The organism is Bacillus australimaris, assembly GCF_001307105.1.
Lineage (GTDB): Bacteria > Bacillota > Bacilli > Bacillales > Bacillaceae > Bacillus > Bacillus australimaris.
In genome coordinates, this window is record NZ_LGYN01000026.1 from 119,276 (window position 1) to 132,585 (window position 13,310).

17 protein-coding genes are annotated in these 13,310 nt (G+C 41.1%); all 17 read right to left on the reverse strand.

The genetic code is table 11. The features are described 5' to 3' along the window. Positions 1-6: 6 nt before the first annotated feature. The 17 genes from fliQ to fliF are packed head-to-tail and all read right to left on the reverse strand — an operon-like array spanning position 7 to position 13,308. Positions 7-276 (reverse strand): flagellar biosynthesis protein FliQ, encoded by a 270-nt coding sequence (gene fliQ, locus AKG37_RS12250; protein WP_003211206.1) that lies wholly within the window; start codon positions 274-276, stop codon positions 7-9. A 15-nt stretch (positions 277-291) separates the two neighbouring features. Then, positions 292-957 carry a flagellar type III secretion system pore protein FliP gene (gene fliP / locus AKG37_RS12255; RefSeq protein ID WP_008354479.1) on the reverse strand — a complete coding sequence of 222 codons (666 nt, stop codon included), beginning with the start codon at positions 955-957 and terminating at the stop codon, positions 292-294. Beyond that, positions 950-1,609, reverse strand: a complete 660-nt coding sequence (fliZ, locus tag AKG37_RS12260; RefSeq protein WP_060699072.1) for a flagella biosynthesis regulatory protein FliZ — start codon at positions 1,607-1,609, stop codon at positions 950-952. The genes fliP and fliZ overlap by 8 nt, the downstream gene beginning before the upstream one ends. Positions 1,610-1,627: 18 nt before the next feature. Continuing rightward, positions 1,628-1,990: a response regulator gene (locus tag AKG37_RS12265; RefSeq protein WP_007499584.1), complete on the reverse strand. Its 363-nt coding sequence runs from the start codon at positions 1,988-1,990 to the stop codon at positions 1,628-1,630. Positions 1,991-2,017: 27 nt separating this feature from the next. Beyond that, a complete protein-coding gene (fliY, locus tag AKG37_RS12270) occupies positions 2,018-3,142 on the reverse strand; it encodes a flagellar motor switch phosphatase FliY (RefSeq protein WP_060699073.1) in 1,125 nt (374 codons plus the stop codon). Then, on the reverse strand, positions 3,132-4,130 hold the full coding sequence (fliM, locus tag AKG37_RS12275) for a flagellar motor switch protein FliM (RefSeq protein WP_060699074.1): 999 nt from the start codon (positions 4,128-4,130) through the stop codon (positions 3,132-3,134). The genes fliY and fliM overlap by 11 nt, the downstream gene beginning before the upstream one ends. Before the next feature lie 32 nt (positions 4,131-4,162). Continuing rightward, complete coding sequence (fliL, locus tag AKG37_RS12280) at positions 4,163-4,591, reverse strand: flagellar basal body-associated protein FliL (RefSeq protein ID WP_060699075.1); 429 nt, start codon at positions 4,589-4,591, stop codon at positions 4,163-4,165. Continuing rightward, a complete protein-coding gene (gene swrD, locus AKG37_RS12285) occupies positions 4,588-4,803 on the reverse strand; it encodes a swarming motility protein SwrD (RefSeq protein WP_008344794.1) in 216 nt (71 codons plus the stop codon). The genes fliL and swrD overlap by 4 nt, the downstream gene beginning before the upstream one ends. Positions 4,804-4,840: 37 nt before the next feature. Beyond that, on the reverse strand, positions 4,841-5,635 hold the full coding sequence (gene flgG, locus AKG37_RS12290; RefSeq protein WP_060699076.1) for a flagellar basal body rod protein FlgG: 795 nt from the start codon (positions 5,633-5,635) through the stop codon (positions 4,841-4,843). A gap of 17 nt (positions 5,636-5,652) precedes the next feature. Then, positions 5,653-6,099 (reverse strand): flagellar hook assembly protein FlgD, encoded by a 447-nt coding sequence (gene flgD / locus AKG37_RS12295; protein WP_060699077.1) that lies wholly within the window; start codon positions 6,097-6,099, stop codon positions 5,653-5,655. Beyond that, positions 6,099-7,421, reverse strand: coding sequence for a flagellar hook-length control protein FliK (locus AKG37_RS12300; RefSeq protein WP_060699078.1), 1,323 nt, complete (start codon positions 7,419-7,421; stop codon positions 6,099-6,101). The genes flgD and AKG37_RS12300 overlap by 1 nt, the downstream gene beginning before the upstream one ends. Then, complete coding sequence (locus tag AKG37_RS12305; RefSeq protein WP_060699079.1) at positions 7,422-8,153, reverse strand: MotE family protein; 732 nt, start codon at positions 8,151-8,153, stop codon at positions 7,422-7,424. A gap of 12 nt (positions 8,154-8,165) precedes the next feature. Further along, a complete protein-coding gene (gene fliJ / locus AKG37_RS12310) occupies positions 8,166-8,609 on the reverse strand; it encodes a flagellar export protein FliJ (RefSeq protein ID WP_058837796.1) in 444 nt (147 codons plus the stop codon). Positions 8,610-8,617: 8 nt separating this feature from the next. Further along, positions 8,618-9,934: a flagellar protein export ATPase FliI gene (fliI, locus tag AKG37_RS12315; protein WP_060699080.1), complete on the reverse strand. Its 1,317-nt coding sequence runs from the start codon at positions 9,932-9,934 to the stop codon at positions 8,618-8,620. Continuing rightward, positions 9,931-10,695: a flagellar assembly protein FliH gene (gene fliH, locus AKG37_RS12320; RefSeq protein ID WP_060699081.1), complete on the reverse strand. Its 765-nt coding sequence runs from the start codon at positions 10,693-10,695 to the stop codon at positions 9,931-9,933. The genes fliI and fliH overlap by 4 nt, the downstream gene beginning before the upstream one ends. Beyond that, the gene (gene fliG / locus AKG37_RS12325; RefSeq protein WP_060699082.1) at positions 10,688-11,704 is read right to left on the reverse strand and encodes a flagellar motor switch protein FliG; all 1,017 of its coding nucleotides are present in this window, start codon (positions 11,702-11,704) and stop codon (positions 10,688-10,690) included. The genes fliH and fliG overlap by 8 nt, the downstream gene beginning before the upstream one ends. Before the next feature lie 11 nt (positions 11,705-11,715). Then, the gene (gene fliF, locus AKG37_RS12330; protein ID WP_060699083.1) at positions 11,716-13,308 is read right to left on the reverse strand and encodes a flagellar basal-body MS-ring/collar protein FliF; all 1,593 of its coding nucleotides are present in this window, start codon (positions 13,306-13,308) and stop codon (positions 11,716-11,718) included. Positions 13,309-13,310 lie beyond the last annotated feature (2 nt).

Genomic DNA, 13,310 nt, shown 5'->3' on the forward strand with positions numbered 1-13,310 from the left:
CGCTGCTTAACCTGCAAATCGATCTAAATTCGAGAACAGTTCTGTCGTAAAAGACACAATTGTTGAAAGCATCCATGGACCAAATACAACAAGTCCAATGAGCACTGCCACAATCTTAGGAATAAACGCAAGCGTCTGTTCTTGAATTTGGGTTGTCGCCTGAAACACACTGACAATTAGTCCCACAATAAGTGCGAGCGCTAGAAGCGGCCCACTCACAAGCAATACCACATACACTGATCTTTCAGCCATCGTAATGACAAATTCTGAACTCATGTTTAAGCACCTACTCTAAAAGCTTTGCAGCAAAGATTTAACTATCAAATACCATCCATCGACTAAAACAAATAACAATATTTTAAAAGGGAGCGATATCATAACCGGCGGAAGCATCATCATCCCCATTGACATCAGAACACTTGCGACCACCATGTCAATAATTAAAAATGGAATAAAGATCATGAAACCAATTTGAAATGCCGTCTTTAATTCTGAAATGGCAAAAGCGGGAACCATCGCCGTTAACGGAATATCTTTAATCGATTCAGGTGTATCCATTTTTGCGTAACTAAGAAATAAAGCCAAATCTTTCTGCCTTGTATGTTTACTCATAAACTCTTTAATCGGCACTTCGGCTTTTTCATACGCCTGATTTAACGTGATGTCATCATTTAAAAGCGGCGTCAGCGCCTCTTTATTAATCTGTGAGAACGTGGGTGCCATGATAAAAAATGTGAGAAACAAAGCAAGTCCAACAAGCACTTGGTTTGGCGGCATTGAGTTGGTTGCAAGTGATGTTCTGACAAATGAAAGAACGATCACAATCCGTGTAAAACACGTCATTAAAATGAGAATGCCTGGCGCAACCGAAAATACGGTCAAAAGTAAAAGTAGACGGACAGACGTGCTGATATTTCCTGCACCGCTGGAATTAAATAAATCGATAAACTCATTCATTTTGTTTCGGGCCTTTCTTTCTGACTTCTGATTGGGTCTTTTTCAACTCGGCTAGCTGCGCCTTTAAATTAGCTGAAAAAGAAGAAGTGGTCGGCTGATCATGTTTTTTTATCTGCGATGTGAATTTTTGAACCATTTTTGGTAAATCGGTCTTACTTTCCATCGCTTCTTCGTATTGTTTCACGATTGCTTCACATTCTTGTTCATCATCAATTTCTTTTAGCAGCTGGATTGAGTCTGCTACGCCGACAACTAATACTCGTTTGCCTACTTTGATCAGCTGGACTGAACGGTTTTGTCCGACCGTCGTTCCGCCAATATTTTCAACGTAGCGAAATGGTTTGAGTAAGCGGTTTTGCTTCCCAACAAATCTTACCAATCCGTAAATAAGTAGGATGACAAAAAGTAAGGCACCAATCATTTTGACAAAATCCATAATGGAGACAGAAGAAGAGGGAACTTCTTCTGCCGGATTCGTTTGATTGTCAGTGGTTTTCTTCTCTGTATCCTTTTTGCTTTCTTTCTCATCTTTGATCCAGTCATTCACCGTGCCATTTTCAGGATCTTTCGTTTCAGCAAACAGTGAAGCCGGCTGCATTGTTAAGAAAAGCATAAAACTGATCATTGCTATACATATCAAACGTTTTTTCAACAAGTCTTACACCCTTTTTTAGCCTAACGTTTTATTAATTGCTTCAAGTACACGGTCTGCCTGGAATGGCTTCACGATAAAGTCTTTTGCACCTGCTTGGATCGCGTCAATAACCATTGACTGCTGTCCCATTGCTGAGCACATGATGATTTTTGCAGAAGCATCGATTTGTTTGATTTCTTTTAGTGCAGTGATCCCGTCCATTTCTGGCATTGTGATATCCATTGTGACAAGATCAGGAGATGTTTCTTTGTATTTTTCAACAGCTTGTGCGCCGTTTTCTGCTTCTCCTACTACATCAAATCCGTTTTTTACAAGAATATCCTTGATCATCATTCTCATGAATGCTGCATCATCTACGATTAATACCTTAGTAGCCATTTACTTATTCTCTCCCTATATGTTTGTTTATTTTAAATTAGAAAGTCTTTCTGACTGACTTAAAATGTCAGTTACACGAACACCAAAGTTTTCATCGATGACAACGACTTCCCCTTTGGCGACGATTCGCTTGTTAACTAGAATGTCGACTGGCTCACCAGCAAGTTTGTCCAGTTCAATGATACTGCCAGCTGAAAGCTCAAGAACTTCTTTCACGCTGCGCTGAGTTCTTCCAAGTTCCACCGTAATAGAAAGCGGAATATCCATCAGCATATCAAGATTTCCAAGCTGGTTTGTTGTATGCTGAGGCTCACTGAACGCTTCAAATTCAACTGGCGCCACATTTACAGGTGCTGCCTGCTTTGGCTTCGCCTGTCTTTTCTGCGGTGCTGCTTGCTGCGCTGGGGCAGACTGAGCTTGAGGTGCTGCCGGCTCAGGTTCAGGTGTGCTCACTTGAGCTTCTTGAACAGGCTCTTCTTCATTCGCAGGGACTGTTAATTCAGCGATTAAATCCTTCGCGAATGTTATAGGATAAAGCTGCATAATATTTGAATCGATCAGTTCACCTATTGTTAATCTGAAGGACACTTTGACAAGCATTTCTTCAGCTGGAATGCGGTCTGTCCCTTCTCCTTCTTTCACATCAAGTAATTCGACGCGCGGCGGAGAAATATCAATCTTTTTATTAAAGACAGTCGACATGGACGTCGCAGCAGAACCCATCATTTGGTTCATTGCTTCTTGCACTGCACTTAAGTGAATCTCGCTTAAAGAAGGGTCTGCATTTGTCCCGTCTCCGCCCATCATTAAGTCTGCAATGACTGCTGCATCTGTTTGCTGGATGACAAGCAGGTTACTTGCGCTGAAGCCTTCCGTATAATTCACTTCAATTGCGACATACGGATGAGGAAACTCCTCATTCAGCTTACTTTTTTGAATCACTGAAACAGTTGGAGTTGTAATCTCCACTTTTTGATTTAATAGGGTTGAAAGTGCTGTTGCAGAGCTGCCGAATGAAATATTTCCGATTTCTCCAATGGCATCTTGTTCCATTGCAGAAAGGATTGTATCAGGCTCTATATCGTCATTGCTGCCTCCTTTAAGGAGCGCATCAATTTCATCTTGTGATAATTTACTTCCGTTATTCTCCATCTTCTTCACCTCTTATGTCGTGATCTAGAATTTGAATCGCCTGTTTCCGATTCACGCGGCCGGCCTGTCCCAAGAATTTCGGTTTATTTCCGACCATAACAGTAAGAGGCGCATTTACTGGTTTGTCCAAGGCAATACAATCACCAATTTCCAAATTCAAAAACTCTTCCACCGTCATTTCCGATTGTCCCAGCTCTGCGACTACCGGTATTTTTGCCGTCATAATCCGTTTCTCAATGGCCTTTGTTTCTTGCTGCTTCGGTTCATTTCGTTCAGACTGCATCCAGTAGTGTACAGACAGCTTCGGAATAATAGGCTCTAATACAACATGAGGAATACATAGGTTAATAACCCCGCTTACCTCACCAATTTGTGTATTAAGAGAAATGACGACAACAGTTTCGTTTGGTGACACCATTTGAACAAACTGGGGATTTACCTCGAAATCTGCCATTTCAGGCTCGATGTCGGTTATGGACTGCCACGCTTCTCTGTAATTTTCCAAAGCTCCCTCAAACATGTTTGAGATAATCTTTGTTTCGATTTCTGTTAGTGATTCTGTCTTATTATGACTAATGCCAATCCCGCCCATCAACCTGTCCATCATCGCATAGCCGATTGTTGGGTTCACTTCAAGCATGATTCTTCCTTCAAGCGGGCTGACATAAAATAAGTTTAATAATGTCATATTAGGAATCGAACGAATAAACTCTTCGTATGGTACTTGGTCAACCGAGCTGACAGTAATTTGAATATATGATCTTAGCTGTGCTGAAAAGTGAGTGGTAAGCAGTCTAGCGAAGTTATCATGAATCCTTGTTAAACTTCGAATCTGGTCTTTCGAAAAGCGCAGTGCACGTTTAAAGTCATACACCTTCACTTTTTTCGTCGTTTCTTCTTTTTTCAGCTCTTCTGCATCCATTTCTCCTGTAGAGATGGCGGATAATAATGCGTCGATCTCATTCTGGGAAAGCACTTCTCCTGACATTTCTTCACCTCCATCGTGTCAATTAATCGCCTCTATTGCAGATTAAAGGAGGTTATATATACTTCTTTCACCTTGCCATCTTGCAAATAGTTATTCACTTTGTTTTTGACTTGTGTTTTAAAATGCTCTCTGCCTTTCTTACCATCAAGTTCATCTGCATTCGTGTCTGATAAAATGTCGATTACAGCATCTTTTACTTGGAAACTTCTTTTCTCAAGCTCCTCTTTTGCTTTTTCAGAGTCCGTTTCAATATTCAGGACAAGTTTGACAGCATTTCCTTCAGACTTTAAATTAGTGACAATCTCAGGAATTTCAACTGAAGCTTTTACGACTTCATCTGCTGTTGGCTCTTTTTCAGCTTTTGCTTCGTCTGACCCATTTAGCAGAAAAACGATGCCTGCTCCAATTCCGGCGATGGCAATAATCATGATTAGCATTACTACAACTAATTTCTTCTTCATTCAAATTCCTCTATTCCTTGGTTCAATGAAATGACTTGGATTTTTCTGTAGAAAGAAATGATCTTCTCTTGAAGTTGCTCTTCATCTTCTTTCACAACGAATTTCTTTCCATTGGCTAATGTAATGGTCGTGTCTGGAAAGCTTTCGATTTGTTCGATATGGAGAGCGTTCAGCATAAATCCTTTGCCATTTAATCTTGTCACTTCAATCATATTAAGCAGAGAAGCGATGATCCGCTCCCCCTACCTCCTATCGTTTCAGATTCACAAGCTCTTGCAGAATTTCATCAGAAGTTGTGATCGTCTTTGCATTCGATTGGAATCCGCGCTGCGCGATAATCATTTCTGTAAACTCGTCTGTTAAATCAACGTTTGACATTTCAAGTTTCCCTGTTTGAAGTTCACCTGTTCCTTGAGTTCCAGGAGCTATGGCATTACTTGGCGCACCGGAACTGAGCGTTTGGCGGTATAGGTTATCCCCAATTTTATCTAATCCTCCTGCATTACTGAAAGACACAAGTGATACTTGTCCAACAGTACGAGAAACGTTGTTCTCAACAACAGAAACAGTCCCATCTGGCCCAACACTAACACTTGACACATTGTCGTTTGGAATGTTGATTCTTTGACCATCCATGCCAAGAAGATAGTTTCCATCAGGTGTTGCCAAATCCCCATTTGAATCAGGTTTGAAGTTCCCTGTTCTTGTAAATAGGATTTCACCTTGCTTTTCAATACGGAAAAATCCATCTCCATTAATATAGAAATCATATGGTTCGTCTGTATTTTGAGAAGCACCTGATGTCATGATTTTATCAATAGAAGATAAAGATGATCCTAAACCAACTTGTTTTGAGTTGATTGAACCAGAGTTATTCGTCGGTCCACCAGAACTTGCAATGGTCTGACTGACCATATCTTTAAAAGTGATACGGCTTTTTTTGTATCCGTGTGTATTGACGTTGGCTACGTTATTGGCTACCACATCTAATTTTGTTTGGAAGTTTTTCATTCCGCTAATTCCTGAGTAAAGTGAGCGTAACATTTATTTTCCTCCTCGAATTACTTCGTTTTTTCTCCAACTGCTGTAACATCCCAAGGGCTGATTTTCGTTCCATCTTCCAAAACAAGTAAGTATTCATTGTCAATGTTTTTAACAGACTTCACAGTGCCCGATATCTCTTTATCATCCAATTTGCCCGATACTTCTTTACCAATCCAGCCTACATACGTAGTAAACGGATCTTGGTGCGCAACAAATGTAGACATGAGCTGATTTAGCTTGGTGATTGAATCGTTCATATTGGTTTGCTGTTCTAAAGATGAAAATGTCGCAAGCTGCGTGACAAACTCACGGTCATCAAGTGGATTTGTCGGATCTTGGTTTTGAAGCTGTGTCATCAATATTTTCAAGAATTGATCTTTCCCAAGCGTATCCGTTTTCTTTGCTGCGTTTGAAGAAGTGTCTGCTTGTGCGGCTGTTCTATTCGTAGCATCAACTGTTGCCATTAGATCTCCTCCTCTTCTTCATCTGATCCAACAAGAGCATCCAGTACATCTTGGAATTCTGCTTCCTGTTCATCAGTCTGCTTAAAATTGTGTCCTTTTGACTGCTGCTTGTTTTCTTCACTAAACTGTCCAAATAACGGCTGCTCATTTGATTGAAGCGGTATATGGAAACGGTCCACTTGAACCGACATATTCGGAAGCGCCTGCTTGAGCTGCGGCAGATGATGTTCTAACAACTCTTTAGCCGCTTGCGTCGAGGCTGTAATTTTACTCGCATACATACCGTTTTGTTTTGTTAGCTGAATGGTAATAAACCCAAGATTTTCAGGATTTAATCGAACGGTAAAGCGTCCGCTTGAATTGCCAAACGGAGTGAATTTCATTTGCTTCCACGTGTTTAAAATTTGCTGATCAACTGTCCCTGGCTTTTCATCAGTGGTTTGTGTCTGCTGAACAGGAGCCGCTGACTGCAGTTGGAAAAACTGCTTATGACCTGGCAAAAGCGAGTGGGTCATTATTTTTTCAGAAACTGGTGCAGCAGTGCTCTGCCCTTTCACAATTTCTTTTTTGATGAGCCACTCAAGAGATGCAGCCCCTTTTGCCTGAGAAGCGAGAGTAGATTCTTGTTTTGGAGAGACCAGTGATTTCAACTCTCCTAGTGAAATTTTCCACTCTTTGTCAGATCCTTTTGCATTCGCCATCATATGGTCGATTAACTGATTAAAGTTCTTCAGCTCACTTTGAGACATCGAATTCAGCTTTGGCGCTGATCCTTGCGAGAAGAACTGCTCTTTTACTTGCTGAATGAGTTTCTCATCTACCCCGTTTTTCGAAAGAAAGTGGATGAAGTCTTGACCTTTTCCTTCAATATCCTGCACAAGTTTCGCATCAAAGCTGAGCGGCTGTTGATTGAGCAATTGATAGATGAAAAAGTGGACTTGTATGAGCTGTTCACTATGTTCAGAACCTGGCTTTTCAGCTTGATCACCGTAAATGGAAGATTCCATTTTTTGAAACAATTCTTCAAGTGACTTGAGATCAGTTGATTCAAGCGTTTGACCTTGTAGTGTTTGAAGCGCACTTAGAAGGTCTGCACTAATTCCTTCTTCAGGTGATTGCATCCACTTTTCAATGATTTGCATCGCATCATTGATAGAAAGAGTTGCAGCAGCGCCTGGCTCAGCATGAACAGGACCGCTTTGGGCGCCTGCTCCACTAAGCAATTGTTTAAACAAACCGCTTGCAGAGGCCGCGCCGCCTCCCTTTAGTCCCGAGAGACCTTGAGAAGATTGCTGTAAGGCTCCAATATCCAATAGCTTCACTTATTGTCCACCCCCATTTTCACTTTCTTCTTTTTTGGCAAGCTCTTTTGTAAACGTTGCTGCCTTCTGAGGTGTCAGTTTTGCTAATATGTCTGTCAGTTTATTTTTGCTCAGCTCTTCAAGGATTTTTAATGCCTCTTTATCACTTAGTTCTGATAAAATTTTGGCGGATTTCCCTGGGTCCATGCTTTCGTAAATGCTGGCGACCTTTCCTTTTGTTTGCTGATTAGAGGATGTCGCTGCATCAGAGGACGTTCCTGCTGAATTATTACCTGACGTATTATTTGATGAGTTGTTGTTTGATGAACTGTCATTGGTTGACGTGTTATTCGATGAAGCGTCATTAGCTGACGTTTTACTTGCATCATTTTCAGATGTTTTTTCAAGCGAGCTGATTTTTTGATTCAGCCTTTTAATCTCTTCATCACTTGTTTTCAAGTCTTTTTGTGCAATTTCAAGTTCATTCTTTTGCTCTTTAACCGTCTTTTTCAGTTCTTTCAACTCTGCATCGCTTTGATCATTAGGTGAAGATGACGTTTTTGAGGTGTCATCTGAACCAACCAAATTGCTGATTACCGGAATATTTTGGAGCGGTTTCTTTAGATCATAACCTGCCATATAAAGGATTGTGCCAGCCACTATCACAAGCACAATCAATGGGATGATGACAATAAACAAGATCCATTGAAATTTCCCGCCGCCTGATTCCTTCGTTTTTTCCTTCTTAGGCATTCATCTCGACTCCTAATGTCCTTGAAACATGAATTGGCTGATAGAGATATCATCCATTTCTTTCATTTCAATTGCCTTATGTTCAAGGGAGAACTTTTCAAATTGCTTTTCTTTCATTTTTTCAAACTTTTTAAACTCAATGTTTTTTTCAGTTAAATCAGATTGTTTTTCATTCATTTGATGTCGTTTCATGATCACAAGCTGCTGATAATGCTGAATGGTGTTGTCTAAGTTCGTCACAAATTGCTGGTAATGACGCATTTCTTGAACACTCATTCCACTTTTCAGCTTTTCTTCTTTACTTTTTTCCATTAGCTCTTTTTTACTCATATTTTCATAGAGTTTTTCAGCGACTTGCTCAAATGCCGAAACGGATTGTTGGTAAGCTGCGAGTGACTTGTCTTTTTCACTTTCTTTCAGTTCTAAGAGCTTTTGAAATTTGTATTGATATCTCACTGTTTTTGTCAATCCTCTCTATTCATCAAACTGAGCAATAAACTCACACTGTCTTCAATAGATACGGCTTCTTCAACATCCTGCTTCAAAAATGAAATCAGATGAGGGTAAGCCTGCATAGCCTCATCAATATCTTTTGAGGAGCCTTTTTTATATGCTCCAATGTTAATGAGGTCTTCAGCGTTTTGATAAGTGGATAAAAGCTGGCGGAACCGGTTAGCCGCTTCCTTGTGATCATGACTGGCTATATTACTCATGACACGGCTGATACTTTTCAGAATATTAACAGCGGGAAATTGTCCTTTGTTGGCTAAAGCACGATCAAGTACAATGTGGCCATCCAAGATCCCCCTGACTGTATCAGCGATCGGTTCATTCATATCGTCGCCATCAACAAGTACAGTGTAAAACGCCGTGATGGAACCAAGCTGATTCGTCCCAGTTCGTTCAAGCAATTTTGGCAGTATAGCGAACACTGAAGGCGTGTATCCTTTTGTCGTTGGCGGTTCGCCAGTTGCAAGCCCTATTTCCCTTTGTGCCATGGCAACCCTCGTAACAGAATCCATCATGAACATGACATTTTTGCCTCTGTCTCTGAAATATTCCGCGATGGCTGTTGCTGTATAGGCAGCCTTTAGTCTCGTCAGTGCAGGCTGGTCAGAAGTAGCGACGACAACAATTGAACGCTTCAGTCCTTCTGCACCTAAATCCTTTTCAATAAACTCACGAACTTCACGGCCACGCTCTCCAACAAGGGCAATAACATTTAGGTCTGCCTCTGTCTGCTTTGCAATCATCCCCATTAAGGTACTTTTTCCAACACCACTTCCAGCAAAGATCCCGATCCTTTGACCAGTGCCGACTGTGAGCAGACTGTCGATGACTCTGACACCAACGCCCATTTTCTCTCGAATAGGCGGTCTGTCCATCGGATTTGGAGGAGACTGATCTGTCGAAACAGGTGCAAGTCCCTTTGGAAGCATACTGCCATCAAGCGGATCACCGAAGGCATCAACAACTTCACCAATTAATCCGGTCCCAACTTTGACCTTCAGCGACTCACCCGTCGCTTCAACAAGACTTCCTGGTGAAATGTTAGAGGCTTCTACATAAGGCATGAGCAGAATGTTTTCATCTCTAAACCCTACGACCTCTGCTTTGATCGGATGAAGCTTGCTCCCTTTTTTATGAATGAGACACACGTCTCCGATCGAACTCTCTGGCCCCTTAGATTCAATCATCAGTCCAACAACTCGATTGACTTTACCAAATCGTTTATAAGGATCAGCGGTTTCAATCGTTTCTTTTAACACATCCATGTTCATTTGTGATCACCTGAATCAATGACTTCTAATAATTTTCCTTTCAACTGATTCATTTGGGTATCAACACTCGCTTCCACTTTTCCAAAGCTTGTTTCTACGTAACAAGTTCCTTTTGGCGCTTTTTCATCCGAGTAAATGGCAAGGTGTGTATCCTTTTGAAGGATTCTATTCAATTCGTCTTTATATTCCATCACATGCTCGTAATGTTCAGGATCAACATAGACGGAAATATCGTCATATTCTTTCACTTCTGAAATGACCTGCTTCACAAGAGCCAAAAATTGACCTTTCGTGTCCTCCGCGGCATACCAAACGCGTTTAGCGAGTTCGAAAGCAAGTTCCACAATTTGCTCAGCGGAGCTTTCAATTTTTTCTTCGTAGTCCTGTCTAGCAAGACTGACGATGTCATTTGCTTGATGAAGAATAGCTTGGTACTGCATATTCGCATCTGCTTCGCCCTTTTGGAAGCCATCTTGATAACCTGCTTGTTTCGCTTCTTCAATGAGCTGCATTCTTTCTTCTTCAAAATCAGTTCTGCGCTGATTGATTTCAGCCATTGTTTTTTCGAGCTCATTGTTTGCTTGTTCTAATATGCGGCTCGCTTGATCTTCAGCATCACTGAGTACAAGCTGCGATGCTTTGGTTTCATTGACAAGCTCTTCTTCGTGATGTTCTCTTTTGAACTCCACTTGCTGTAAAGGAATCGTTTTCCGCCCTTGTTCAGGAATAACAGATGTTTCATGTTTGATAATCCTAGACAATGATATCGTCTCCTCCGCCTCGAGCTATGACGATTTCTCCAGCTTCCTCGAGTCGTCTTACGATGCTGACAATACGGGTTTGTGCTTCCTCGACATCTCTAAGCCGGACAGGCCCCATAAACTCCATTTCTTCTTTGAATGTTTCGACCATCCGCTGTGACATGTTGCGGAAGACAATTTCTTTGACCTCTTCGCTTGCCACTTTGAGTGCAAGCAATAAGTCATCATTTTCGACATCTCGGATAACACGCTGGATAGCTCTGCTGTCAAGAGTGACAATATCTTCAAAGACAAACATACGTTTCTTAATTTCATCAGCAAGCTCAGGATCTTGGATTTCAAGCGTATCTAAGATCGTTTTCTCCGTTGCACGGTCTACACCGTTAAGCACTTCGACAACCGCTTCGACTCCACCCGTTTGGGTATAATCTTGCGTAAAGGTTGAAGAAAGCTTTTGTTCGAGTATGCGTTCCACCTCGTTGATGATCTCTGGAGATGTACGATCCATTAAGGCAATACGTCTCGCCACCTCTGTTTGTACTTCCTCACCTAACTCAGATAAAATCTGTCCTGCTTGCACTGGATCCAGATAGGAAAGAATGAGCGCAATCGTTTGTGGATGCTCATGCTGGATAAAGTTTAAGATTTGTTCTGGCTCAGCCTTTCGAGCAAAATCAAATGGTTTCACTTGAAGAGATGATGTTAACCGGTTTAAGATGCTGTCGGCTTTGTCCTCACCAAGCGCTCTTTCAAGCACTTGTCTTGCATACATAAGGCCGCCTTGTGATATGTAGTCCTGCGCGATGGCAATGCTGTGAAACTCTTCGATGATTTCATCTTTTTTAGCAGTGTCTACACTTCGTACATTGGAAATTTCTAATGTTAATTTTTCTATTTCGTCTTCAGACAGATGTTTGTATACAGATGCTGACACGTCTAGCCCTAAGGAAATCATTAGGATTGCTGCTTTTTGTCTGCCTGTTAGTCGATTTGGATCTTTTCTCGACATGTGTATTCCTCCTAATCCTCGGACAGCCAGCTGCGTAGCAATTTAGCAAAGTCTTCTGGTTTTTCTTTTGCCATTTTTTCAAGCTGATTTTTTCTCACCATTTCTTCTGTTTCTGGTTCGGTATCGATATCAGGAACATGAATTGGTGCACGTTCATCAAACTCAAACTCTTCTTCCTCATCTTTTCTGCGCTTGCGTACAAGAAGAATGATGAGAGCGATAATTGCAAGAAGTAGCACACCGCCTACAATATAAACCCAGATTGGAATATTGTTTGAAGGGTTATCTGCCGCAGTTTGCTGTTTACCGTCTAATTTCGATACAGATAAAACAATTTTGCTATCTAAGTCCGCTTGCGTGAGCGCTTGACCATTTGTATATTCTTTATCAATCGATGTACTAATGATTGTTGAAAGAATTTTTTTGATATCATCTTGCCTTGCAGCAGTTAAAGTGTTTGGATCATTTGCAGTTGGTGGTTCGACCAATGCTTGAATGCCAACGTCTCTAATTTTATATGGACTTTCTTTGATATCTTTATGAATGCGGTTGACTTCATAATTGATGCGATCTTCGCTCTTTTCATAATCTCCGCTTCCATTCGCTCCATCGGCACCTTGATAATTTGTCACATCATCGTCACCTGTTCCAGCGGTGCCTCCAGCTGCTGCACCATTGCCTGAATAAGTTTCAGCAATTTTTTCAGCGCTGACAGCGATTCCTTGCATGTTTTCTTTATCAACTGGTTCTACAAGGTCTTCTTTTCTTTTTTCTTCAGTAAAATCAATGTCAGTTGTGACAGATACAGCCACTTTATCCTGACCCATCATCGTTCCGAGCAGCTGTTGGATTTTTCTTTGAAGGTTCTTTTCGATTTCCTCTTTTTTCTGCTGCTGTGCATCCATTCCACTTGCATAGGAGTCAGAACTTGTATTCAGGTCATAGTAGTTGGAATCTTGGTCCATAATGACAATGTTTTCTGTCTTTAAATTTGGCACACTTTTTGAAATAAGATGATAAAGGCCTTTTACTTGCTGCGGCGTGAGCGTGTAGCCAGGCTCAACTTGCAGCACAATGGATGCTGATGCATTACTTTGCTCTTCTCCAACAAAAACGGAATCTTTTGGCAGGTTAATCATTACTTTTGAATCTTTAATCCCATCAATTGTGTTGATCAGATTGGATAGTTCTGTCTGAGTTGCATCTACTTTCAGAACATCAAATTCATTATCTGTTAAACCGAAGCCTGAATTGTTTGCAAAGAAGGAATAATCAATGCTGCCTGTCTTAGGGAGCCCTTCAGATGCAAGTGTTACTTTTAAAGAGTCTGCTTGCTTTTCCGGAACAAGAATCGTTGTTCCGTTGTTTGCAAGTTCCGATTTAACGTTTTTGCCATCTAGTTCCTGTTTGATTTGTCCAGCTTCTGCATCAGACAAGTCTCTAAACAATGGAACCATTTTTTCAGAAGAAGCAAAGATGCTAACAACCGTAATAATGATTGCTAGGGCAGCAACGCCGCCAATCATGAGTATTTTTTGTAATTTTGATCGATTTCGCCAAAACTCAACTGTTTTTGTTCTTAATTGCATTAAAGTACGATTCATCT